The sequence below is a fragment of the Halomonas sp. H10-9-1 genome (genome assembly GCF_040147005.1).
Taxonomy (GTDB): Bacteria; Pseudomonadota; Gammaproteobacteria; order Pseudomonadales; family Halomonadaceae; genus Halomonas.
Map to the genome: position 1 here is coordinate 1377558 of NZ_JAMSHO010000001.1, position 22978 is coordinate 1400535.

The window sequence follows — 22978 nt, forward strand, 5'->3', positions numbered from 1 at the left end:
CCCTTGCCGGTCGATTCGATCAAACCCTCTGATTTCATCGCCCGGTGAACCGTACCGGCTTTCTCGGAGACTCGTTGGTTTGAGTCAGGCCGTCCTCTTGGCCTAACCCTGTTGCTCATAATACAGCGCTTCTCGCTCAGCAGGCGGTATGTTGCCGATCGGCTCCAGGAGCCGTCGATGATTGAACCAGTCGACCCACTCCAGGGTGGCGAACTCAACAGCTTCCAGGTGCCGCCATGGCCCGTTTCGGCGGATGCCCTCCGTCTTGAACAACCCGATCACCGCCTCGGCCAGTGCATTGTCATATGAGTCACCGACATTCCCGACAGACGGGGCGACGCCGGCGTCCTCCAAGCGCTCTGTGTATTGAATCGAAACATACTGGACGCCCCTGACGCTATGGTGAATCAAGTCGCCGTCAGGTCGCTGAGGCCGTTCATGAGACACTTGTTCCAGTGCCTCCAGCACCATGTCGGTGCGGGGAGAGCGGGAGACTCGCCAGCCGATGATCCGGCGGGCAAAGGCACCGATGACGAAAGCGACGTACACGAACCCCTGCCAGGTCGCAACATAGGTGAAATCCGACACCCACAGCGCATTTGGCTGAGCTGGTTGAAACTGCCGTCGCACCAGGTCCGCCGGAGAGGCCTTGTTGGGGTATGGTACGGTCGTACGGACCGGCTTGCCTCTCACCACGCCTCGCAGCCCCATCCAACGCATCAGGCGCTCGACGGTGCAACGAGCGGTGGGAATCGCTTCTCGATGCAATTGTCGCCAGACCTTGCGGATACCGCAGACACCGAAGTTCTCGTCCCAGACGTGCTGGGTTTCGGCACTCAGCCAGCGATCACGCTGGATGTGTCGACGGGGCGATCGGCAGGATGCGGCAGATCGGCTCGACCCCGTACGACTCCCGGTGATCATCGATGAACTCGATCATCACTTGCCGCGGCGGTCGAGCTCCGCCTGGGCAAAATACGTGGAGGCCTTGCGGAGAATCTCGTTGGCCTGCTTTAACTCGCGATTCTCGCGCTCCAGGGCCTTGATCCGCTCGCGCTCAGTAGTGGTCGTGCCTTCTCGACGTCCCGCATCACGTTCGGCCTGACGAACCCAACTACGCAGCGTCTCCGGTGTGCAGCCGATCTTGGGGGCAATGGCGCCGATGGCCGCCCATTGGGAGGGGTAGTCGGCCTCGTGGTCGAAGACCATGCGGACGGCCCGCTGACGGACCTCTGGGGCATATCGCTTGGAAGTGTTCATGGCTCCATCCTCTCAATGTTTGGAGCCTCCGGGAATTCCGGTACGGTTCACCGTATTGTTTGGCAAGCCATTGATTGCAAATGGCCTGCCCAGTCCACCAAGCGCTACCGAACGCTCCTGAGCTCAGAAAAAATAATCAGACGTTGAAGCGGAAGTGGATCACGTCGCCGTCCTTGACGATGTACTCCTTGCCCTCCAGGCGCCACTTGCCGGCGTCCTTGGCGCCCTGCTCGCCGCCCAGCGAGACGAAGTCGTCGTAGGCGATGACCTCGGCGCGGATGAAGCCCTTCTGGAAGTCGGTATGGATCACCCCGGCGGCCTCGGGGGCGGTGGCGCCCACCTTCACGGTCCAAGCGCGCACCTCCTTCACGCCAGCGGTGAAGTAGGTCTGCAGGCCCAGCAGGGCGTAGCCGGCGCGGATCACGCGGTCGAGCCCGGGTTCGGCCATGCCCATCTCGTCGAGGAACATGGCGCGCTCCTCGTCATCGAGTTCGGCGATCTCGGCTTCGAGCTGGTTGCATACCGGCACCACCACGGCGCCCTCCTGCTCGGCGATCTCGCGGACCACGTCGAGATAGGGATTGTCGGCGAAGCCATCTTCGTTGACGTTGGCGATGTACATGGTGGGCTTGAGGGTCAGGAAGCCGAATCCCTTGAGCTGGTGCTGCTCGTCGTCGCTGAGCCCGAAGCTCCTCAGCGGCATGCCCTCGGCCAGGTGGGGCTGGATGCGCTCGAGGATCGCCTTGGTGGCGATGGCCTCCTTGTCGCCGCCCTTGGCCACCCGCACCAGGCGCTGGATGGCGCGCTCCACGGTGTCGAGGTCGGCCAGCGCCAGCTCCATGTTGATGATCTCGATATCGGCCCGCGGGTCGACCTGGTTGGCGACGTGGATGATGTTGTCGTTCTCGAAGCAGCGCACCACATGGGCGATGGCCTGGGTCTCGCGGATGTTGGCCAGGAACTTGTTGCCAAGGCCCTCGCCCTTGGAGGCGCCGGCGACCAGGCCGGCGATATCCACGAACTCCATGGTGGTCGGCAGCACCTTCTGCGGCTTGACGATCTCCGCCAGCTTGTCGAGTCGCGGGTCGGGCATCGGCACGATGCCCACATTGGGCTCGATGGTGCAGAAGGGGAAGTTCTCGGCATCGATGCCGGACTTGGTCAGGGCGTTGAAGAGGGTCGACTTGCCGACATTGGGCAGGCCGACGATACCGCAGTTGAAACCCATGGGATCATCCTGGAAGCGTGTACGCGAGTAGAAAGTGGCGACTATTCTACGAGATAAAAGCGGTAAGCTCTAAGCTTTGAGCGGCAAGGCCCCCCTGGGAGCAAGAGTCTGCCTGAACTGGCCCCCCCCCAATAGTTGGGTGGTGGTTCATTCAGCCGGCGGCTGAAAAGCTGTGCAGCCGGTTCATGGCCTTCGCCCATTCGCCGTCGAGGGCGTCGGGCAGGGTGGCCAGGCTCTCGTCGATGGTGGCCTCGATGGCGGCGTGTTCGGCCTTGCCGGGGCGCCCCAGCACGTAGTTCGTTACCTGGCGCGAGTCCCCGGGGTGGCCGATGCCGAGGCGCAGGCGGTGAAAGCCGCGCTCGTTGCCCAGTGCACTGATGATGTCGCGCAGGCCGTTGTGGCCGCCGTGGCCGCCGCCGGTCTTGTAGCGGGCGCTGCCCGGCGGCAGGTCGAGCTCGTCATGAACCACCAGCAGCTCATCGGGTGCCAGCTTGTAGAATTGACAGAGTGCCGCCACCGCATCGCCGCTGCGGTTCATGAAGGTGGTGGGGTTGAGCAGGTGGAGGTCGCGCCCCTCGAACTGGACCCTGGCATGCAGGCCCATGAACTTGCGATCGGCGCGCAGCGCACCGCCGGCGCGGCGCGCCACGGCCTCCACCAGCCAGGCCCCGGCGTTGTGACGGGTGGCCTCATAGTCGGCGCCGGGGTTGCCCAGTCCGATGATCGCTCTGACCTGACTCATGTGTCACCTCCAAAAAAAATCAAGCGCCGAGGCGCTTGATCATCAGCAGAGGGGCCGCGTCTGGCGCGGCCCCGGAGCGGGTAAGGATCACTCGCCCTGCTCGCCTTCTTCGCCGCCCTCGGCACCTTCCGCGTCATCACCCGCGGAGCGGACCTTGGCCTTGACGATGCTCAGCACCGGGCCGTCGTGGTCCTCGCCCAGCGCCAGCGCCGGGATGGTCACGCCGGCCGGCAGGCTCAGGTCGGAGAGGTGCTTGATGGCACCGACCTCGAGGGCGCTGATGTCGATCTCCAGGTAGTCGGGCAGGTCCTTGGGCAGGCAGCTGATCTCGACCTCGGAAGCCAGCTGATGCAGCTCGCCGTCCTGGTCCTTGATGCCCACACAGGCCTCTTCGCCGGCGATGTGCAGCGGCACGCGGGTGGTGAACACCTGGTTGGCCGCCACGCGCAGGAAGTCGACGTGGGTGATCAGCGGCTTGAAGGGGTGACGCTGCAGGTCACGCACCACGACCTGCTCGCTCTTGCCGTCGATCACCAGGTTGAGGATGGAGGAGAAGAACACCTCTTCCTCGATCGCCTTGTAGAAGGCGGCCTTCTCGACGGAGATCGGCTGGGGCTCCTTCTCACCACCATAGACGATGGCGGGAACCCGCTCGTTCGCACGACGCAGGCGGCGGCTCGCACCTTTCCCCAGGTCGTTACGAGCGCTGGCGTTAATAGTGAAATCGGACATGGAATTGCCTCTTGCTTGCAGTAAGAAAGCGTCAGGGACCGCGACCAGAGCCCTGATGCTTCCGGATGCCCCGAAGGGCGCTTTCCGGCGCCTGTTCCCCAGAGGGGTGCTCCCAGTGGAGCTCTCTCAATGGAGCTCTCTCAGTGGAGCTCCCTCAATGGAACATGGCGCTGACGGATTCTTCGTTGCTCACTCGGCGGATCGCCTCGGCGATCAGGCCGGCGACGCTCAGCTGGCGGATCTTGCCACTGCGCCGGGCGATGTCGGCCAGCGGAATGGTGTCGGTGACCACGACCTCGTCGAGTACCGAGCCGATGATGTTATCGACCGCCGGGCCCGAGAGGATGGGGTGGGTGGCATAGGCCACCACGCGCTCGGCGCCGTGGTCCTTGAGTGCCTCGCCGGCCTTGCACAGGGTGCCGGCGGTATCGATCATGTCGTCCACCACCACGCAGTTGCGACCCTCGATCTCGCCGATAATGTGCATTACCTGGGCCTGATTGGCCGCGGGGCGGCGCTTGTCGATAATGGCGAGGTCGGCGTTGAGCTGCTTGGCGATGGCACGGGCGCGCACCACGCCGCCCACGTCGGGGGAGACCACCACCAGGTTCTCGTAGTTCTGGCGCTCGATGTCGTCGAGCAGGATCGGCGAGCCGTAGACGTTGTCCACCGGCACGTCGAAGAAGCCCTGAATCTGGTCGGCATGGAGGTCCATGGTCATCACGCGATCCACGCCGGCCTTGACCATCATGTCGGCCACGATCTTGGCCGAGATCGGCACCCGCGCCGAGCGTACCCGGCGGTCCTGACGGGCATAACCGAAGTAGGGCACTACGGCGGTGATCCGCGATGCAGAGGCCCGGCGCAGGGCGTCTATCATCAGGATCAGCTCCATCAGGTTGTCATTGGTCGGGGCACAGGTGGACTGCAGGACGAAGACATCCTTGCCGCGTACGTTCTCATTGATCTCGACCGCAATCTCGCCATCGCTGAACTGGCCAACCGTGGCGTTGCCCTGGCGGGTGTCCAGACTCTCGGCGATCTTGCGGGCGAGTTCGGGATTGGCGTTCCCGGCGAAAACCATCAATTTTGACACGCGCGGCCACCTATGCAGTGTGTTGGGTCATCGGGGGTTTGGAGCGGATGCGATCAGCGATCCAGAGCGTCATGCAGTGGAGAACGGTTCAGGCCGCGGGCCTTGAAGGCCTGCCAGCGACCGTCGATCTCGGCCAGCAGTCGGTCGGACTGCTGCTCGTCTGCCAGACTGGCGAAGACGCATGCGCCCGTGCCGGTCAACAGGGTCGGGGCTCGTCGTGCCAGCCAGTCCAGGGTTGCGGCTACCGGCGGATAGAGAGACCTGACCGTGGCCTCGCAGTCGTTGCGCCAACTGGACGCTCCCCCCTGCAGGGCGCGCGCCATGGTAATAGGGGGGGTGTGGCGTGTCAATTCAGGGGCCTGGAATACCGCCGGGGTGGCCACCTCGATGCCGGGGTGCACCACCACGAACCAGGGCGTGTCGAGATCCACCGGAGTGAGGTGCTCGCCGACCCCTTCGGCCCAGGCGGCGCGGCCGCGCACGAAGACCGGCACATCGGCGCCCAGCGCCAGGCCCAGCTCGGCGAGGCGGTCGAGCGACAGTCCCAGCCCCCAGAGCGCGTCGAGGCCGAGCAGGACGGTGGCGGCATCGGAGCTGCCACCGCCCAGGCCGCCGCCCATGGGCAGGCGCTTCTCGAGATGGATATCGACACCCAGCGGAGAGCCGCTCACGGCCTGGAGCCGGCGTGCCGCTCGTACGATCAGGTTGTGGTCATGGGGCACGCCGGGAATCTCCGGCGCCAGCCGGATCTCGCCATCCTCGCGCAGGGTCAGGCGCAGGGTGTCGCCGTGGTCGAGGAACTGGAATAGCGTCTGGAGCTCGTGGTAGCCGTCCGTGCGTCGCCCGGTGATGTGCAGCATGCGGTTGAGCTTGGCGGGCGCCGGCAGGACCAGCGACCCGGCGTGTGGCGTGAGCATGCTGGCGTCTCCCCGCTCACTCATCGACGACGGGGTGCCAGGCGTTGACCACCAGGGTCACGCGCAGCTCGCCGTAGGTCATCACCAGGCGACGCGGCAGCCACAGGCCGTCGGTGCGGGTCCAGTCGCGGTAGGCGACTTCCCAGCCATCCTGCTCGAGGCGCGCCGGGAAGCCCAGTTCGTCCTCCTCCAGGCGATGTTCGCTGGCGTCGCCGGGCAGGCCGCGAATCCAGTCCGACAGTGCGCCCAGCGGCAGCGACCAGCCCAACTGCTGCTCCATCAACGCCTCGGGGGTCTCGGCCTCGAAGCGACCCTCCGCGGTGGTCAGCGAGAAGCGACCCTCGCGGCCCTCCAGGGTGCTGCGACCGCTGCCGAAGGGGCCGCTGATAAGCAGGCGGTAGTAGTGGGGATGCTGGTTCCAGTCGAGGTTGGCGCTGGTGGAGTCCTCGGGGGTGCGCAGCCCGGCCTTGCCGGCCAGTTGCCAGGTATCCAGTGACTCGATGCGCGCCTCCTGGGCTTGCCACTGCCCCGGGCCTCGCTCCCCCTCGGGCAGCGGTGCCTGGCGGGCACAGCCGGCGGCCAGGGTCATCAGTAGCAGGGCGGCGGTGAGTCGAAGCGGGTGTCGGCGTGGCATGGCGGCCTCGGGGTCGGTTGGGCGTGTCATCGGGGGGCAATCCCGGGGATGCGTTGCAGCAGGTCGTCGATCAGCGGGTGGTCGTCGAAACGCTCGAGGGCCTCACGAACCAGGTCGCGGGCCTCCGCGTGGCGCTTCAGGGCCCACAGCACCTCGGCCAGGTGGGCGGCGATCTCCTGGTCGGGCATGGCGCGATAGGCGCGCTCGAGCCAGGGCAAGGCCTCCTGGGGGTCGCCCTGGCGATAGCTGACCCAGCCCATGCTGTCGAGGATCGCCGGGCTGTCGGGCTCGAGCTCATGGGCGCGCTCGACCAGTTCGCGGGCCTCGTCGAGACGGTCCTCGGGGCCCTGGTCGGCGAGGGTGTAGCCCAGGGCGTTGAGGGCCATGGCGTTGTCGGGGTTGCGTTCGATGATGCGCCCGAGGTCGCGCTCCATGCCCGCCAGGTCGCCCGCCTCCCAGGCGCGCATGCCACGCAGGTAGAGCAGTTGTTCGTCGTTGGGAGTGCGCGTCAGTTCGCGGTCGAGCAGGGCGCTGGCGTCCTGGCTGAGCCCCTCGCGGTCGAGCAGCTCGATCTCCAGGGAGAGCAGGTCGTCGAACCAGTCGTCGTGGCGCAGCCGCTCGACGCGCAGGAAGGCGCGGGCGTCATCCAGCCGATCATTCTCGACCAGCATCTCGGCGGCTCGCAGCCGGCTGAGCAGGAAACCCTGCTCCGGCGGCACCTGGCGATAATAGAGCAGGGCGTTGTCGGCCTCGCCCTCGGCGCGGGCGATATCGCCCAGCAGCAGGAAGGCGTCGGGCGGGGGCTCGGGGGTGTCCACCAACGGCAGCAGCAGGCGGCGTGCCGGCTCGTGGTGCCCTTCATCCAGGTAAAGGCGGGCCAGGCCGATGGTCAGTGCGCTGTCGCCGGCATGCGCTTCGAGCAGGGCATCGGTCTGCGCCTCGGCGGCGGCGACGTTGCCCAGGCGCAGCTCGCTCTGGGCCAGCAGCAGGATGAAGCGTGCATCGCCCGGAGAGACGTCGAGGCCGCGGCGCGCGGCGGTGCGCGCGGCGAGCGGGTCCTGCGCCTCCTGGGCCAGCCGGGTGCGAGTCAGCCACAGCGCGGGCAACTCGGGCGCGCGCGCCCCCAGGCGGTCGAGGCGCCGCTCGGCGGCGGCCGTCTCGCCCACGGCCACCTCGAGCAGCGCAGTGGCGAGCTCGGCGTCATGGCGGCGGGCGTCCTCGGGCGCCGTGGCCAGGTGGTCGCGTAGCCTGGCGAGGAGTGGGGCCGGGTCGGCGTTGGTGGCCAGGGCGGACTCGACCAGCGACGAGATCTCGCTGTCGCCGCCTTCTCGGACCAGCGCCAGGCGCTGGCGCAGGGCTTCGTCCCAGTCGCCGCGCTGCACGGCGAGGCCGGCCAGCAGTCGGGCCGGCGCGAGGCTGCCGGGAGCCAGCACCTGCCACTCCCGGGCGGCCCGGTCGAGCAGCTCGGGTTCGTTGCCGAAGCTGGCGGCAAGCGCCGCCCGCTCCGCCAGGCCGGCGCTGTGGTAGCGTTGGCTTGCGGTAAGATAGCCCTCGGCCGCACGTCGGTAATCACCGCGCTGGCCGGCCAGCTCCGCGGTAAGCAGCCCGGCCAGGCCTTCTGCGTCGAGGCCGCGCTCGATGGGCGGGGCACCGGCCAGCGGGTCCTCCATCAGCGAGGCATCGTCGTCGGCGAGCGGCCACGCCTGGCAGCCGGCCAGCATCAGGGCCAGTGCCGGCATCGCCAGAGACAGGGATAACAGGGAAAGCGGGGCGCGGGCCATGGGGGTCTCGCTTGCGGTGCGGTGGCCTCAGCATAACGGCTCGGCCGGCGTGGGCAAAGGCAAGCGGTGGGGTGCGCCCTTCGCCTTTCGGCTGTGATAGAATCCACGCGCCTCGATCGCGAGGCCGTAACGGCCGCACACCCCACGTTCAAGATGCCCGACGCATGACGCTGCTTGCCCTTGGAATCAATCACCGAACCGCCACCGTGGAGGTGCGCGAGCAGGTGGCCTTCGACCCCGCCGAGCTGGATGCCGCGCTGGGCGAACTGCGTGGCCTGCCCGAGGTAAAGGAGGCGGCTGTCCTCTCCACCTGCAATCGCACCGAGCTCTACTGCGTGACCGAGCCCGAAGGGGAGGTGGCCATCCTGCACTGGCTGGGCCGTTTCCACGGTCTGCCGGTCGACGACCTCGCGAAGTGCGCCTACCACTACCTGGAACATGATGCCGCTCGCCACCTGATGCGGGTGGCTGTGGGCCTGGACTCCATGGTGCTGGGCGAGCCGCAGATACTCGGCCAGCTCAAGGACGCCTACCAGGCCAGCCGCCTGGGGCGTGGCCTGGGCAAGGAGCTGGAGTGCCTGTTCCAGCACACCTTCTCCGTGGCCAAGCAGGTGCGCACCGAGACCGGCATTGGCCGCAACCCGGTGTCGGTGGCCTATGCGGCGGTGAGCCTGGCGAGCCGCATCTTCGATGACTTCGGTCGTGCCCGGGCACTGCTGATCGGCGCCGGCGAGACCATCGAGCTGGTGGCCCGCCACCTGGTAGAGGCGGGCGTCAGCCAGCTTACCGTGGCCAACCGCACCCGCGAGAGGGGGGAGCTTCTGGCCGCACCGCTGGGCGGCCAGGCGATCACCCTGGACGCCATCCCCGATGCCCTGGTTAACGCCGATATCGTCATCTCCTCCACGGCGGCCCCGCTGCCGATCCTCGGCAAGGGCATGGTGGAGCGGGCGCTGAAGAAGCGCCGTCACCGGCCGATCTTCATGGTCGACATCGCCGTGCCCCGGGATATCGAGCCCGAGGTGGGCCAGCTCGCCGACATCTTCCTTTATACGGTGGATGATCTTCAGGAGGTGATCGCGGAGAATCGCCGCCACCGCCAGGTGGCCGCCGACCAGGCGGAGTCGCTGATCGAGCATGGCGTGGGGGCCTGGTTGCATGACCGGCGCGTCCGCAGCGGCGGCGAGCTGATTCACGACTACCGCTCCCGCGGCGAGTCACGGCGTGACCACTCCCTGGAGCAGGCCCTGGCACGCCTGGGGAATGGCGAGGATCCCGAGGCCGTGGTGCGCCGGCTGGCCTACCAGCTCACCAACCGGCTGCTGCACGGTCCCACCGTGGCGCTGCGCGAGGCCGCCTCCGCCGAACGCCATGACCTGCTCGAGGCGGCCAGCGTGCTGCTGCTCGAGGCGACTCCCGACAAGATCCGATAGGACCGATTCATGAAAGCTTCCCTGCGTGTGCGTCTCGACGCCTTCGGTGAGCGCTTCGAGGAGCTCGCCGCCCTGCTGTCGGAGCCCGAGGTGCTCGGCGACCAGGCCCGTTTCCGCGACTACTCCCGAGAATATGCCGAGCTCGAGGCACTGGTGGAGGCATGGCGCGAGTATCGCGCCGTGGAGGGCACCATCGAGGAGGCCGCACAGCTCGCCTCCGACAGTGACCCCGAGATGCGCGAGCTGGCCGAGCTCGAGCTGGCCGAAGGGCGTGAGCAGCGTGACGCCCTGGAGGAGACCCTCAAGCGCCTGCTGGTGCCCAGGGATCCCGACGATGGCCGTGGCGTCTTCCTGGAGGTGCGCGCCGGCACCGGTGGCGACGAGGCGGCACTGTTCGCCGGCGACCTCTTCCGCATGTACTCGCGCTACGCCGAGAAGCACGGCTGGAAGGTAGAGGTGGTCAGCGCCAATCACGGTGAACAGGGCGGCTACAAGGAGGTCATCGCGCGTATCAAGGGCGAGGGGGCCTATGCCCGGCTCAAGTTCGAATCCGGCGCCCACCGCGTGCAGCGCGTGCCGGCTACCGAGTCCCAGGGGCGCATCCACACCTCGGCCTGCACCGTGGCGGTAATGCCCGAGGTGGAGGCGGTGGGTGACATCGACCTCGACCCGAGTGACCTGCGCGTGGACACCTTCCGCTCCAGCGGCGCCGGCGGCCAGCACGTCAACACCACCGATTCGGCGATTCGCATCACGCACCTGCCCAGCGGCGTGGTCGTCGAGTGTCAGGAGGAGCGCAGCCAGCACAAGAACCGTGCCAAGGCGATGTCGCTGCTCGCCGCCCGCCTCAAGCAGCATGCCGTGGACAGCCAGCGCCAGCAGCAGGCCGACACCCGGCGCTCCCTGGTCGGCTCCGGGGATCGTAGCGAGCGCATCCGTACCTATAACTTCCCCCAGGGGCGTGTCACCGACCACCGCATCAACCTCACCCTCTACAAGCTCGCCGAGGTGATCGGCGGTGAATACCTCGACGAGGTGATCGAACCGCTGATCCACGAGTATCAGGCGGAGCAGCTCGCCGCCCTGCAGCAGGAGGCCTGACGTGGCGGGGGCAAGCGCGACCCTCGACACCCTGCTGGCCGCGGCCGCGGCCCGCCTGGTAGCGGCCGGTTCGCCGACGGCCCGCCTCGATGCCGAGGTGCTGCTCTGCCATGTGCTGGGCGTCGAGCGCACCTGGCTCTACACCTGGGGCGACCGCCAGGCCGAGGAGGCCCCGGCCCGGCGTTTCCAGGCGCTGGTGGCGCGGCGCGAGGCGGGGGAGCCGGTGGCCTACCTCACAGGCGAGCGCGAATTCTGGGGGCTGGCCCTGGCCACCGCCCCCAGCACCCTGATCCCGCGCCCCGACACCGAGACCCTGGTCGCGGCGGCGCTGTCCCTGGCGGCGGCCCCCCGCGGGCGGCTGCTCGACCTGGGCAGCGGCAGCGGCGCCATCGCCCTGGCCTTCGCCAGCGAGCGCCCCGGCTGGTGGGTGCTGGGGCTGGAGCTGCGCCCCGAGGCGGTGGCCCTGGCGCGACACAATGCCGCGCGCCACGCCCTGGCCAATGCCGAGTTCCGCGAGAGTGACTGGTTCTCGGCCCTGGACGCGGGGACGATCGCCGAGGGCTTCGAGTTGATCGTCTCCAACCCCCCCTATATCGCCGCGGATGACCCGCACCTGGCATCGGGCGACGTGCGCTTCGAGCCGCGTTCGGCGCTGGTGGCCGGCGATGAAGGCCTGGCCGACCTGCGTCATCTGGTGGCCGCGGCGCGTGACTATCTCCTGCCTGGCGGCTGGTTGCTGCTGGAGCACGGCTTTCGGCAGGCCGCGGCGGTGCGCGAGGCGCTCGTCGCGGCGGGCTATGCCGAGGTGGCCAGTCGCCGCGACCTGGGCGGCCACGAGCGCATCAGCCTGGGGCGCCATCCGGCCTGAGTCAGACCACAGGCAGTCGCATTTACGGAAACCAAGGGGCGCTGGGGACAAGCCGAAGAGGAGGTCCTACGCCAGGGGTGAGAAGCACTGCTTCGAACGGGCTGGCCATGGTCAGCGATACCTCTGGGTCAGACCAAGCGTTGATAGCCGTGGAAGCGAGGGTGTGGTACACATTCGGCAGAGGATTATTCCGTTTGCTGCCGTGATGTCGGGCGATTTCCAGTCAATTTCGCTGCCACGGCGGCGCTCATGACTCTGCCGACCGGTGCCTGCCATTACAATGAAAGCCAAGACTCGCTCCCTCGACCGCATCGACCTCAAGATCCTGCGTTGCCTGCAGGAGAATGCCCGCATCTCCTACGTCGATCTCGCCTCCCAGGTGGGACTCTCCACCACGCCCTGCCTGGAGCGGGTCAAGCGCCTGGAGCGCGCCGGGGTGATCCGCGGCTATCGCGCCGTGCTCGACCCCCGGGCGCTCAAGGCCAACTTGCTGGTGTTCGTCGAGATCAGCCTGGAGACGCAGTCGCCGGCGGTGTTCGACGAGTTCCGCCGCGCCGTGGCGCGCCTGCCCCAGATCCAGGAGTGCCACCTGGTCTCGGGGCAGTTCGACTACATCCTCAAGTGTCGTATTCCCGAGATGTCCGCCTATCGCCAGCTGCTCGGCGACGTGGTGCTGACCCTGCCGGGGGTCAAGGAGTCCAAGAGCTATGTGGTGATGGAGGAGGTCAAGGAGGAGTTCTCTCTGCACGTGCCCGACATCGAGGAGTTCGACGACAAGTGAGCCACGCCATGAACGACCGGGAACTGCTGCGCTACAGCCGCCAGATCATGCTGGAAGCCATCGATATCGAGGGCCAGGAGCGCCTGCTCGCGGGCCATGCCCTGGTCATCGGTGCCGGCGGGCTCGGCTCGCCGGTGGCGCTGTACCTCGCCGCCGCCGGGGTGGGTCGGCTGACCCTGGCCGATGCCGATGAGGTCGAACTCTCCAACCTGCAGCGCCAGATCGCCCATGGCGAGGCGGACCTGGGACGTCACAAGGCCGAGTCGGCCCGGGAGGCGGTACTGGCGCTCAACCCGGGCTGTCGCATCGAGGCGCTGACGGCGCACCTGGCGGGGGAGAGCATGGCCGCAGCGGTGGCCGCGGCCGATGTGGTGCTCGACTGCACCGACCGCTTCTCCAGCCGCTATGCGATCAACGCCGCCTGCCGCGCGGCCGGGGTGCCGCTGGTCTCCGGGGCGGCGATCCGCTTCTCCGGCCAGCTGGCGGTGTTCGATCCCCGCGACCCCGCGTGTCCCTGTTATGCCTGCCTCTATCCTCCGGATGGTCAGGGCGACGAGGCGCTCTCCTGTGCCGAAAGCGGGGTGGTGGCACCGCTGGTGGGGTTGATCGGCAGCTTCCAGGCACTGGAGGCGATCAAGCTGCTCAGCGGTGCGGGCACCCTCCATCGCGGGCTCTCCACCTTCGATGGCCTGAGCGGCGAGTGGCGCCGCTTCGAGGTGCCCCGCGATCCGGCGTGTGCCACCTGCGGCGGTGGCGTGCCCGCGTTGTGATCGTGATTTCTTGACGCTTTCGGCGCCGCGTCGAGCGACGGTTCGCCCGGGATGTTTGGTCTGTCGTGCCTGGCAATCCAGGCGATATCCTGGACCAGGGCGGGTAGGGGAGGGAGTCGAATTGGTGGTGTATTGTTATTAAATACTTGACACTCGAGTGCCGCCTGGTGTCAAACTGACTCCCGGGAGCATCCTGTCATCCTGGCAGTCATCACAACAACGACACTGGCCACCGGCGCCGAGCGCCCACTCCCGGGGAGCCTGCATGATCGACCACGCCGCACCTCCGAACTCCTGGTATCGCGATTCCATTGCCGTCGAGATCGGCGCCTGCCCGCCCCTCGAGGGTGAGGTGCGCGCCGACATCTGCGTGGTGGGTGGCGGCATCACCGGTTGTTCGGCGGCGCTCGAGCTGGCCGAGCGCGGCTACACGGTGGTGCTGCTGGAGGCCGGCGAGATCGGCTACGGGGCGTCGGGGCGCAGCGGCGGCCAGATCCTGCCGGGGCTGGGCACCGACATGGCCACCGTGGAGAAGGCGCTGGGGCGCGAGGCCGCCCGCGACATCTGGGCGCTGAGCCGCGAGGCGGTGCGTCTCACCGCCGAGCGTGTTGAGCGCCACGCTATCCCCTGCGACCTGCAGTGGGGCTACCTGCATGCCGCGGTCAAGCCGCGCCATGTGCGCGAGCTGGCCGAGCATCGCGAGCACATGGCCCGCGACTACGGCTATCACGACCTCGAGATGCTCGAGGGCGAGGCGTTGCGCGAACGGGTGGTCACCGACGCCTATCCGGCCGCCCTGCACGAGCGCTCGGCTGGGCACCTCCACCCGCTCAATTACACCCTGGGGCTGGCCCGCGCCGCCCGCGAGGCTGGGGTGATCATCCATGAGCAGAGCGCCGCCGTGGCGATCGAGCGCGGCCAGCCGGCCAGCGTGCGCACCGCTGCCGGCCGGGTCACCGCCGACTTCGTGGTGCTGGGCACCAACGCCTACCAGACGGGGCTGGTCGCGGAGCTCTCGGGGCGGGTGATGAGGGCGGCCAACTACATGATCGCCACCGCCCCCCTGACAGAGGCTCAGGCAGCCCGGGTGCTGCCCCGCAACGACGCCCTGTCGGATGCCAACTTCGTGCTCGACTACTACCGTCTCTCCGGCGATCGGCGCCTGATCTACGGCGGCGAGGTGAGCTACGACGGCCGCGAGCCCCCGGGACTTCAGGCGCGCATGGATGCCAAGATCGCCCGGCTCTTCCCGCTGCTCGAGGGCATCCCCATCGAGTACCGCTGGGGGGGCGATGTGGCCATCACTCTCAACCGTGCGCCGGACTTCGGCCGCCTGGGTGGCAATATCTACTATGCCCAGGGCTACTCCGGCCATGGCATGGCCCTGGCGGGCATGGCCGGGCGACTGATGGCCGAGGCCATCGGTGGCCAGGCCGAGCGCTTCGATGCCTTCGCCGCCATGCCCCACCGACGCTTTCCCGGCGGGGCCCTGCTGCGCACCCCGCTGCTGGTACTGGCGACCCATTTCTACAAGTTGCGCGACCGGCTGTGACGGGACAGCTGACCGCGAACATCACCACCGAGGGCAAGCCCATGACCGACACCCTGACCCCGGATGCCGCTGAGGCCTCGCACGCGGAGCGCACCGAGTCGACCCGCGCGGCCTCCTCCATCGAGATGCAGGGTCTGCACAAGCGCTTCGGCCGCGACACCGTGGCCCTGGACGGCGTCGACCTGGTCATCGAGGCCGGCGAGTTCTTTACCCTGCTGGGCCCCTCGGGCTGCGGCAAGACCACCCTGCTGCGCATCCTCGCCGGGCTGGAGGAGGCCGATGACGGGCGCCTGGCCATCGGCGGACGCGACGTCACCGAGGTGCCGCCCCACCGGCGTAGCGTCAACACCGTCTTCCAGTCCTATGCACTCTTCCCGCACCTGTCGGTGCGTGAGAACCTCGCCTTCGGCCTCAAGATGCGCGGCATGCCCCCCGAGGAGCGCGCGGCCCGGGTGGCCAGGATCGCCGAGTTCATCAAGCTGGGCGACCTGGTGGAGCGTCGCGTCGACCAGCTCTCCGGGGGGCAGCGCCAGCGCATCGCCCTGGCTCGGGCGCTGGTCAACGAACCCGACGTGCTGCTGCTCGACGAGCCGCTCTCGGCGCTGGACGCCGGCCTGCGCAGCCAGCTGCAGGTGGAGCTGCTGCGGGTCCAGAAGCGCCTGGGGATGACCTTCGTCTTCGTCACCCACGACCAGGACGAGGCCATGGTGATGTCCGATCGCATCGCCGTGCTCAACGGCGGGGTGATCCAGCAGGTCGGCCCGCCCCGGGAGGTCTACGAGCATCCGGCCAACGCCTTCGTGGCGCGCTTCATGGGCCACGCCAACCTCTATCCGATCCGCGCCCGGGATGGCGACCGGCTGACCACGCCGCTGGGCGTGCTCACCGCCGAGGCGGCCGGGGAGGGCGGCCTGCTGCTGATCCGCCCCGAGACCCTCGACCTGCTGCCCGGCGAGCAGGCCGGCGAGAACCAGTTGCCGGCCACCGTCACCGAGCGGCTCTATCGTGGCAGCCACGCCGAGTATCGCCTGGAGGTGGGTGAGAGCACCCTGCAGGCCACGCTGAGCAATCGCGGCCGGCGCCTGCCCGAGGTGGGCGATCGGGTCACCGTCAAGGTGGCGCCGGAAGACCTGGTCACCCTGAGCGAATGAGGAGTCTCCCATGTCCTACGCCGGCGTGACCCCGACGGCCCGCAGCCGGGCCATGGTCCAAGAGAGTCGCCACCTGCTGTTCACCGTGGCACCGGGAGCGGCCTGGATCGTTATCTTCCTGGTGCTGCCCAGTGCCTACCTGATGGGCGTGGCCTTCATGACCAACGGCCCCTACGGCCTGCCGGAGATGCCGCTGTCGCTTGCGTCCTTCGAGCGCCTGGCGGGCTTCGGCTTCCTGGGCTGGAGCCCGGGCAATCTCTATACCCTGCTGCGCTCTCTCTGGCAGACCCTGGTCTCCACCGGCCTGGTGGTGCTGGTGGCCTACCCCATCGCCTACTACATCAGCACCTGCCGCGAGAAGTGGCGGCCGATCATGCTGCTGCTGGTCGTGGTGCCGAGCTGGACCAACCAGGTGATTCGCACCTTCGGCTGGATGAACCTGCTGGCGCCGGGGACCCCGCTCTCCGGCCTGGCCGAGGGGTTGGGCCTGATACCGCCCAACATGGGGCTCTACCCCTCCAACTTCGCGGTCACCCTGGGGCTGGTCTACAACTTCCTGCCCTTCATGGTGCTGCCGCTCTACGCCGCCTTCGAGAAGCTCGATACCGCCCAGGTGGAGGCCGCCCAGGACCTCTACGCCTCGCCGGTGCGCGCCTTCTGGCATGCGGTGTTCCCCCAGACGCTGCCGGGCCTCCTGGCCGGCATCGTGCTGGTGGCGATCCCCGCCTTCGGCATGTATGTGATCCCGGAGCTGCTCGGCGGTGGCAAGGGCATGATGCTGGGCAATCTGGTGGCCAACCAGTTCTCCGGCGGGGCCAACTGGCCGCTGGGGGCGGCCGGCGCCATCCTGATGCTGATCGCCACCTTCGTGGGGCTCTTCGCCATGCGTCGCATCGGCAAGCGCCTGGGTGGCGGCGAGGAGGTGGTGATATGAGAAAGCGTACGCTCAAGCGCGGCCTGACCGGCTTCTGGTGGTTCACCCTGGCCTTCCTCTATCTGCCGCTGGCGGTGGTGATGCTGTTCTCCTTCAACGCCTCCAACAGTGCCGCGCGCTTCACGGGATTTTCCTGGCGCTGGTACGAGCGGCTGTTGGGCAACGAGGAGATCCTCTCGGCCTTCGCCAACAGCATGGTGCTGGCCATCGTCTCCTCGCTGATCGCACTGGTGGTCGGCTGCCTGATCGGCTACGGCATGTATCGGCATCGTCACCGCAAGCTGGGTTGGCTGATCGTGCTGATCTACCTGCCCATCGTGTTGCCGGACATCGTCTTCGGCATCTCGGAGATGGCCTTCTTCGTGCAGATTCACCGCCTGACCGGGCTCTTCCAGCCGGGGCTCGGCACCATGATCATCGCCCATGTCACCTTCCAGATCCCGTTCGTGGCGCTGATCGTCTACTCGCGCTTCGTGGGGCTCGACCCGACGCTGTTCGAGGCGGCCAAGGACCTCTATGCGACCCCGGCCAAGCGGGTGGTTCACTTCATGTTGCCGACCATCAAGCCGGCCCTGATCTCGGCCTTCTTCCTCTCCTTCACGCTGTCGGTGGATGACTTCGTCATCAGCTTCTTCACCGCCGGGCCGGAGAGTGCGACCCTGCCGATCTACATCTGGGGGGCGATCAAGAAGGGGGTCTCGCCGGAGATCAACGCCATCGCCACGCTGATGATCGGCGCGGTGGCCATCGCCGCCATCATCAGCCTGATATTCAGTCGTCGCCGGCAGGCTTGAGCCGGCATTCCATCCCGCGGGGAAATCAGGAGAGTCATCATGACAATCAACAAGACCGCCTTCGCCCTGTCCGTCGGTGCCGCGCTGCTGGCCGGCAGCGTCCAGGCCCAGGAGAACAAGCTCTACCTGTTCAACTGGACCGAATACATGGACCCCGAGATCATCGCGGCCTTCGAGGCGAAACACGATGTCGAGGTGGTGCAGAACTACTTCAACTCGCTGCCGGAGATGCTCTCCAAGCTCCAGGCGGGGGGTGTCTCGCAGTACGACATCATCGTGCCTTCCAACTATTATGTGCCGCGGCTGATCGAGACCGGCCTGGTACAGCCGCTGGACAAGTCGAAGATCCCCAACTTCGACAACCTCATGGCGCAGTTCAAGGATCCCTCCTTCGACCCGGGTGGCGAGTACACCGCCGCCTACCAGTGGGGTACCACCGGGGTGGTCTACAACAGCGAGACCTTCCCGGATGCGCCCAAGAGCTGGTCGCTGCTCTTCGACCCCGAGGTCAATCCCGACCACCCCTTCGCGCTGATGGGCGATGGCCAGGTCAGCCTGGGCGGTGCCTGTGCCTATCTGGGGCATGGCTACGACTGCACCGACCCCGAGGGCTGGAAGGCAGCCGCGCGGCTGCTGATCGAGACCAAGAATCGCGAGACCTTCAGCGGCTTCAGCGACGGCACGCCACAGCTGCAGCAACTGGCCCGGGGGGTGACCCATGTCGGACTCAGCTACAACGGTGACTATCTCTACTTCAAGGAGGAGGATCCCGAGACCTTTGCGTCGCTGGATTTCATGATCCCCGACGAGGGCGCCGAGATGTGGGTCGACTCGATGATGATCACCGCCGAGGCCCCCAATCCCGATCTGGCACACCAGTTCATCGACTTCATTCTCGATGCCGAGGTTGGCGCCCAGCTCTCCAACTTCAACTACTACGCCAGCCCCAACGCCGCGGCGGAGCCCTACCTGGATGAAGTGCTGACCCAGCCCCCGGTGCAGCCCAGCGAGGCGGATATGGAGCGCTTGCGCTTCACTCCGAGCCTTGAGGGCGAGTCGCTGCAGGTGTTCCAGCAACTATGGTCGGAAGTGCAGTCGCGCTGAGTGGACGGCCCCGGAGAGCGGGGCCGCCTTTCCATGAGCAAGGACATTCCCCATGAGTAACCGACAGGAACAGCCGCTTCTCAACGACTGGTTCCAGAAACATGGCATCACCGAGGTCGAGTGCCTGGTCAGCGACCTGACCGGCATCCTCAAGGGCAAGATCATGCCCGCCGGCAAGTACCTCAACGGCGGTCGCCCACGCCTGCCCGACTCGATCTTTATCCAGACCGTTACCGGCGGTTATCCCGACGACGAGGATATCCGCTTCTGGAACCAGACCGAGCGGGACATGGAGCTGGTGCCCGACCCCGGTGCCATCTACCTGGTGCCCTGGGCCGAGGATCCCACCGCCCAGATCATCCACGACTGCTTCTACCTGACCGGCGAGCCGGTGGATCTGGCGCCGCGCCATGTACTCAAGCGAGTACTGGGGCTCTACGCCGAGCGCGGCTGGAAACCGGTGATCGCGCCGGAGGTGGAGTTCTACCTGGTCAAGACCAACACCGACTCCGACTACCCGCTGGAGCCACCCATCGGGCGCACCGGGCGCCAGGAGAGCAGTCGCCAGTCGTTTTCCATCGATGCGGTCAACGAGTTCGACCCGCTGTTCGAGGAGATGTATGACTACTGCGACGCCATGAACCTCGATCTGGACACCCTGATCCACGAGGAGGGAGCGGGTCAGATGGAGGTCAACTTCCAGCATGGTGACCCGCTGGCCCTGGCCGACCAGGTGGTGATGTTCAAGCGCACCCTGCGTGAAACCGCGCTGCGCCATGGCATGTATGCCACCTTCATGGCCAAGCCGATGGCGAATGAGCCCGGTAGCTCCATGCATATCCATCAGAGCCTGCTGGATAGCGAGTGCGGCCACAATCTCTTCGCCGGCGACGACGGCCAGTCCAGCGAGCTGTTCCATCACTTCATCGGTGGCCTGCAGCAGTACCTGCCGGCCGCGATGCCGCTGCTGGCGCCCAACGTCAACTCCTATCGTCGCCTGATGCGCACCGAAAGCAGCGGCTCGGCGCCGATCAACGTGGAGTGGGGCATGGATAACCGCACCGTGGGGTTGCGGGTGCCGGTATCGACGCCCGAGTCGACCCGCGTAGAGAACCGGCTGGCCGGTGCCGATGCCAACCCGTATCTGGTGATGGCGGCCTCGCTGGCCTGTGGCTATCTGGGCATGACCCACCGGCTCGAGCCGCGCCCGCCGATGACCGGCTCAGCCTGGTCCGGCGGTCACAGGCTGCCCGACGATATCGGTCCGGCCCTGGATCTGCTGCGCGACTGCCAGCCGCTGGCCGATATCCTCGGCGAACGCTTCACCCACAGCTACCTGGCGGTGAAGCGCGCCGAGCATCGTGCCTACTTCCAGGTGATCAGCTCCTGGGAGCGGGAGCATCTGCTGCTTCGGGTCTAGGCTGGTAGCGGGGCCCTCGCCACGCGAGGGCGCCATCCAACAGGAACGCGACAAGGAGAGTGACGATGCCGATGACACCGAGACGCTGGGCGCCGCTGGCCGGCGTGAGCCTGCTCACGCTGAGCGTGGCGGCGGCCGCCGACGACGGCAAGCTGCGGCTGTTCAACTGGTCCGACTACATGGACCCGGCGATCATCGCCGACTTCGAGGCCGAGAGCGGCCTGGAGGTGGTGCAGAACTACTACAACTCCAACGCCGAGCTGTTCTCCAAGCTCACCGCCGGCGGCGATGCCCAGTACGACCTGATCGTGCCCTCGGACTACTTCGTGCCGCGCCTGATCGACGCTGGCCTGGTGCAGCCGCTGGCCGAGGAGGGCGAGGGACTCGCGGGGCATGACAACATCCTCGCCGAGTTCCGGGCGCCGAGCTACGACCCGGAGGGCGACTACACCGTGCCCTACCTGTGGGGCGCCACCGGCATCGTCTACAACACCGAGACCTGGCCCGAGCCGGCACCCAGCTGGGGGCTTCTGTATGACCCCGAGGTCAACGGCGACTACCCCTTCGCGCTGCTCAAGGGCGATGCCCAGTTCACCTTCGGCACCGCCTGCGCCTTCCAGGGCGCCGGCTTCGACTGCGTGGGGCAGGCGCCCTGGGTGGAGGCGGCGCGGCTGGTGATCGAGACCCGCGGGCGCGACAACTTCGTCGGCTTCGTGGATGCCACGGCGGCCATCGAGCAGGTGGCCAGCGGCGTGATCCATGCCGGCATCGCCTACAACGGCGACCTCGCCGGCAAGCGCGCCGAGGACCCCGAGACCTACGGCAAGCTGGGCTTCTTCATCCCCGAGGAGGGGGCCCAGCGCTGGGTCGATGTCATGGCGATCCCCGCCCGGGCGCCCAATCCCGAGGCCGCCCGCGCCTTCATCGAGTACCTGCTGCGCCCCGAGGTGGCCGCCCGCCTGGCCAACTACAACTACTACACCACGCCCAACGAGGCCGCCCTGGAGCGGGTCGATGACGCCCTGCGCGAACCGCCGGTGATGCCCGACGCCGCCGCCCGAGAGCGGCTGCACTTCACCCCCTCGGTGAGCGGCGAGCAGCTGGAACTGCTGCAGGAGCTGTGGAACGAGGCGCGCAGCCGCTGAGACCGCCCACGCGTGCCATCACGCCGCCGGGGGCTCGCCTCCGGCGGCGTCTTGTTGGTGAGTATTGCATGGCACCCTGTTTGCCATCTTTCGCCAAGCCTCGGTAGTATGGTGGAAAGGTGTTGAATAAAATTTCCAAAGGGGGTCTCATGTCCGTCTCGTTCGAGCCCGATCACGCCGCGTCCTGGTACGCCGCCACCGCCAACCCCGCCGCCGAGCGCCCGGCCCTCGAGGGCGAGGTCGAATGCGACGTCTGCGTGGTGGGCGCCGGCTTCACCGGCATCTCCGCCGCCCTGCACCTGGCCGAGCGCGGCCTCTCGGTGGTGGTGCTGGAGGCGGTCAGGGTCGGCTACGGCGCCTCCGGGCGCAACGGTGGCCAGATCGTCAACAGCTACAGCCGCGACATGGACGTCATCGAGGCGAAGTACGGCGCCGAGATCGCCCGCGCCTTGGGCGACATGGCCTTCGAGGGCAACCGCATCATCCGCGAGCGGGTCGCGCGCTACGCCATCGACTGCGACCTCGCCGACGGCAACCTCTTCGCCGCCTGCAACGCCAAGCAGCTCGAGGGCCTGCGCGAGCACCAGGCGCTGTGGGAGCGCTACGGCTACCGCGAGCTGGAGCTGCTGGAGGGGGACGCGCTCAAGCGCGAGGTCAATTCCGACCGCTACACCGGCGCCCTGGTGGACCACGGCGGCGGCCACCTGCACCCGCTCAACCTGGTGCTGGGCCAGGCGGCGGCGGTCGAGTCGCTGGGCGGGCGCATCTTCGAGTACTCGCCGGTAACCGCCCTTGAACATGGGGAGCCCGTGGTGGTGACCACCGCCAACGGCCGGGTGCGCGCCGAACGGGTGGTGATGGCGGGCAACGCCTACCTCAAGGGCGTGCTGCCGGAGATCGAGGGCAGGTCGATGCCCTGCGGCACCCAGATCATCACCACCGAGCCGCTGGGCGAAAAGCGTGCCCGTGAGCTGATTCCCAATGGCCTGGCGGTGGAGGACTGCAACTACCTGCTCGACTACTATCGGCTGACTCGTGACAACCGCCTGCTCTACGGCGGCGGGGTCAACTACGGTGGCAGCGACCCGGCGGATATCACCGCGGTGATCCGCCCCAAGATGCTCAAGACCTTCCCCCAGCTTGCCGACGTGGCGATCGACTACGCCTGGAGCGGCACCTTCCTGATGACCCTCAGTCGCCTGCCCCAATTCGGGGTGGTCAACGGCAATGTCTACTATGCCCAGGGCTACTCCGGCCACGGGGTCACCTGCACCCACCTGGCCGGCAAGCTGATCGCCGAGGTGATGCATGGCCAGGGGGAGCGCTTCGATGCCTTCGCCGGGTTGCCCCAGCTGCCGTTCCCGGGTGGCCGCCTGCTGCGGGTGCCGCTCTCGGCCATCGGCGCCTGGTATTACCAGACCCGCGACAGGCTGGGGCTATGACCCCTGTCGCCTGCGCGCGACACCACGACAACCTTCATGCAACGTCCCGGCGCTATCTTCCCGGTGGCGCCGCGCCTGTCTATGCTCTTGTCA

20 protein-coding genes, 1 pseudogene and 1 other annotated feature are annotated in these 22978 nt (G+C 67.5%); of the genes and pseudogenes, 13 read left to right on the forward strand and 8 right to left on the reverse strand.

Annotated features, from left to right (window positions below; all coding sequences use genetic code 11):
- Positions 1–102: 102 nt before the first annotated feature.
- The 8 genes and pseudogenes from NFH66_RS06245 to NFH66_RS06280 form a co-directional block, all read right to left on the reverse strand.
- Positions 103–1260 (reverse strand): annotated as a pseudogene (locus NFH66_RS06245) (IS3 family transposase).
- Positions 866–982, reverse strand: a sequence feature (AL1L pseudoknot). (Overlaps the previous pseudogene by 117 nt.)
- Before the next feature lie 136 nt (positions 1261–1396).
- On the reverse strand, positions 1397–2488 hold the full coding sequence (gene ychF, locus NFH66_RS06250; RefSeq protein WP_349609193.1) for a redox-regulated ATPase YchF: 1092 nt from the start codon (positions 2486–2488) through the stop codon (positions 1397–1399).
- A gap of 151 nt (positions 2489–2639) precedes the next feature.
- A complete protein-coding gene (gene pth, locus NFH66_RS06255; protein ID WP_349609195.1) occupies positions 2640–3230 on the reverse strand; it encodes an aminoacyl-tRNA hydrolase in 591 nt (196 codons plus the stop codon).
- An 87-nt stretch (positions 3231–3317) separates the two neighbouring features.
- A complete protein-coding gene (locus NFH66_RS06260) occupies positions 3318–3962 on the reverse strand; it encodes a 50S ribosomal protein L25/general stress protein Ctc (RefSeq protein WP_349609197.1) in 645 nt (214 codons plus the stop codon).
- Positions 3963–4116: 154 nt separating this feature from the next.
- Entirely contained in the window at positions 4117–5058 is a 942-nt protein-coding gene (locus tag NFH66_RS06265; protein WP_349609198.1) for a ribose-phosphate pyrophosphokinase, read from the reverse strand.
- A 53-nt stretch (positions 5059–5111) separates the two neighbouring features.
- A complete protein-coding gene (gene ispE / locus NFH66_RS06270; protein ID WP_349609199.1) occupies positions 5112–5975 on the reverse strand; it encodes a 4-(cytidine 5'-diphospho)-2-C-methyl-D-erythritol kinase in 864 nt (287 codons plus the stop codon).
- 16 nt (positions 5976–5991) lie between these two features.
- Positions 5992–6639, reverse strand: coding sequence for a lipoprotein insertase outer membrane protein LolB (lolB, locus tag NFH66_RS06275; protein WP_502878642.1), 648 nt, complete (start codon positions 6637–6639; stop codon positions 5992–5994).
- Positions 6636–8390 carry a tetratricopeptide repeat protein gene (locus NFH66_RS06280; protein ID WP_349609200.1) on the reverse strand — a complete coding sequence of 585 codons (1755 nt, stop codon included), beginning with the start codon at positions 8388–8390 and terminating at the stop codon, positions 6636–6638. The genes lolB and NFH66_RS06280 overlap by 4 nt, the downstream gene beginning before the upstream one ends.
- Before the next feature lie 164 nt (positions 8391–8554).
- On the opposite strand from NFH66_RS06280, the gene hemA reads away from it, so the two are divergent.
- The 13 genes from hemA to NFH66_RS06345 all read left to right on the forward strand — a co-directional run bounded on the left by hemA (position 8555) and on the right by NFH66_RS06345 (position 22885).
- Positions 8555–9823 carry a glutamyl-tRNA reductase gene (hemA, locus tag NFH66_RS06285; protein ID WP_349609202.1) on the forward strand — a complete coding sequence of 423 codons (1269 nt, stop codon included), beginning with the start codon at positions 8555–8557 and terminating at the stop codon, positions 9821–9823.
- Between the two features lie 9 nt (positions 9824–9832).
- The gene (gene prfA, locus NFH66_RS06290; protein WP_349609204.1) at positions 9833–10924 is read left to right on the forward strand and encodes a peptide chain release factor 1; all 1092 of its coding nucleotides are present in this window, start codon (positions 9833–9835) and stop codon (positions 10922–10924) included.
- 1 nt (position 10925) lies between these two features.
- Entirely contained in the window at positions 10926–11792 is an 867-nt protein-coding gene (gene prmC, locus NFH66_RS06295) for a peptide chain release factor N(5)-glutamine methyltransferase (RefSeq protein ID WP_349609205.1), read from the forward strand.
- 280 nt (positions 11793–12072) lie between these two features.
- Complete coding sequence (locus NFH66_RS06300) at positions 12073–12573, forward strand: Lrp/AsnC ligand binding domain-containing protein (protein ID WP_349609207.1); 501 nt, start codon at positions 12073–12075, stop codon at positions 12571–12573.
- An 8-nt stretch (positions 12574–12581) separates the two neighbouring features.
- On the forward strand, positions 12582–13343 hold the full coding sequence (locus NFH66_RS06305) for a HesA/MoeB/ThiF family protein (protein WP_349609209.1): 762 nt from the start codon (positions 12582–12584) through the stop codon (positions 13341–13343).
- Positions 13344–13608: 265 nt separating this feature from the next.
- On the forward strand, positions 13609–14895 hold the full coding sequence (locus NFH66_RS06310; RefSeq protein ID WP_349609211.1) for an NAD(P)/FAD-dependent oxidoreductase: 1287 nt from the start codon (positions 13609–13611) through the stop codon (positions 14893–14895).
- Between the two features lie 41 nt (positions 14896–14936).
- Complete coding sequence (locus NFH66_RS06315; RefSeq protein WP_349609212.1) at positions 14937–16046, forward strand: ABC transporter ATP-binding protein; 1110 nt, start codon at positions 14937–14939, stop codon at positions 16044–16046.
- A gap of 10 nt (positions 16047–16056) precedes the next feature.
- The gene (locus NFH66_RS06320) at positions 16057–16980 is read left to right on the forward strand and encodes an ABC transporter permease (RefSeq protein ID WP_349609214.1); all 924 of its coding nucleotides are present in this window, start codon (positions 16057–16059) and stop codon (positions 16978–16980) included.
- The gene (locus NFH66_RS06325; protein WP_349609216.1) at positions 16977–17774 is read left to right on the forward strand and encodes an ABC transporter permease; all 798 of its coding nucleotides are present in this window, start codon (positions 16977–16979) and stop codon (positions 17772–17774) included. The genes NFH66_RS06320 and NFH66_RS06325 overlap by 4 nt, the downstream gene beginning before the upstream one ends.
- A 39-nt stretch (positions 17775–17813) precedes the next feature.
- Entirely contained in the window at positions 17814–18878 is a 1065-nt protein-coding gene (locus NFH66_RS06330) for an ABC transporter substrate-binding protein (protein ID WP_349609218.1), read from the forward strand.
- A 52-nt stretch (positions 18879–18930) separates the two neighbouring features.
- Positions 18931–20298 (forward strand): glutamine synthetase family protein, encoded by a 1368-nt coding sequence (locus NFH66_RS06335; protein WP_349609219.1) that lies wholly within the window; start codon positions 18931–18933, stop codon positions 20296–20298.
- A 65-nt stretch (positions 20299–20363) separates the two neighbouring features.
- The gene (locus NFH66_RS06340) at positions 20364–21443 is read left to right on the forward strand and encodes an ABC transporter substrate-binding protein (protein ID WP_349609221.1); all 1080 of its coding nucleotides are present in this window, start codon (positions 20364–20366) and stop codon (positions 21441–21443) included.
- Between the two features lie 149 nt (positions 21444–21592).
- On the forward strand, positions 21593–22885 hold the full coding sequence (locus NFH66_RS06345) for an NAD(P)/FAD-dependent oxidoreductase (RefSeq protein ID WP_349609223.1): 1293 nt from the start codon (positions 21593–21595) through the stop codon (positions 22883–22885).
- Positions 22886–22978: the final 93 nt, after the last annotated feature.

Excerpts from the sequence above, each read along its gene's own strand:
- NFH66_RS06305 (WP_349609209.1), top strand. The coding sequence starts at position 12,582 with ATGAACGACCGGGAACTGCTGCGCTACAGCCGCCAGATCATGCTGGAA.
- NFH66_RS06260 (WP_349609197.1), bottom strand. The coding sequence starts at position 3,962 with ATGTCCGATTTCACTATTAACGCCAGCGCTCGTAACGACCTGGGGAAA.
- lolB (WP_502878642.1), bottom strand. The coding sequence starts at position 6,639 with ATGACACGCCCAACCGACCCCGAGGCCGCCATGCCACGCCGACACCCG.
- NFH66_RS06310 (WP_349609211.1), top strand. The coding sequence starts at position 13,609 with ATGATCGACCACGCCGCACCTCCGAACTCCTGGTATCGCGATTCCATT.
- NFH66_RS06330 (WP_349609218.1), top strand. The coding sequence starts at position 17,814 with ATGACAATCAACAAGACCGCCTTCGCCCTGTCCGTCGGTGCCGCGCTG.
- pth (WP_349609195.1), bottom strand. The coding sequence starts at position 3,230 with ATGAGTCAGGTCAGAGCGATCATCGGACTGGGCAACCCCGGCGCCGAC.
- NFH66_RS06345 (WP_349609223.1), top strand. The coding sequence starts at position 21,593 with ATGTCCGTCTCGTTCGAGCCCGATCACGCCGCGTCCTGGTACGCCGCC.
- NFH66_RS06335 (WP_349609219.1), top strand. The coding sequence starts at position 18,931 with ATGAGTAACCGACAGGAACAGCCGCTTCTCAACGACTGGTTCCAGAAA.
- ispE (WP_349609199.1), bottom strand. The coding sequence starts at position 5,975 with ATGCTCACGCCACACGCCGGGTCGCTGGTCCTGCCGGCGCCCGCCAAG.
- NFH66_RS06325 (WP_349609216.1), top strand. The coding sequence starts at position 16,977 with ATGAGAAAGCGTACGCTCAAGCGCGGCCTGACCGGCTTCTGGTGGTTC.
- NFH66_RS06300 (WP_349609207.1), top strand. The coding sequence starts at position 12,073 with ATGAAAGCCAAGACTCGCTCCCTCGACCGCATCGACCTCAAGATCCTG.
- NFH66_RS06280 (WP_349609200.1), bottom strand. The coding sequence starts at position 8,390 with ATGGCCCGCGCCCCGCTTTCCCTGTTATCCCTGTCTCTGGCGATGCCG.
- NFH66_RS06320 (WP_349609214.1), top strand. The coding sequence starts at position 16,057 with ATGTCCTACGCCGGCGTGACCCCGACGGCCCGCAGCCGGGCCATGGTC.
- ychF (WP_349609193.1), bottom strand. The coding sequence starts at position 2,488 with ATGGGTTTCAACTGCGGTATCGTCGGCCTGCCCAATGTCGGCAAGTCG.
- NFH66_RS06340 (WP_349609221.1), top strand. The coding sequence starts at position 20,364 with ATGCCGATGACACCGAGACGCTGGGCGCCGCTGGCCGGCGTGAGCCTG.
- NFH66_RS06315 (WP_349609212.1), top strand. The coding sequence starts at position 14,937 with ATGACCGACACCCTGACCCCGGATGCCGCTGAGGCCTCGCACGCGGAG.
- hemA (WP_349609202.1), top strand. The coding sequence starts at position 8,555 with ATGACGCTGCTTGCCCTTGGAATCAATCACCGAACCGCCACCGTGGAG.
- prfA (WP_349609204.1), top strand. The coding sequence starts at position 9,833 with ATGAAAGCTTCCCTGCGTGTGCGTCTCGACGCCTTCGGTGAGCGCTTC.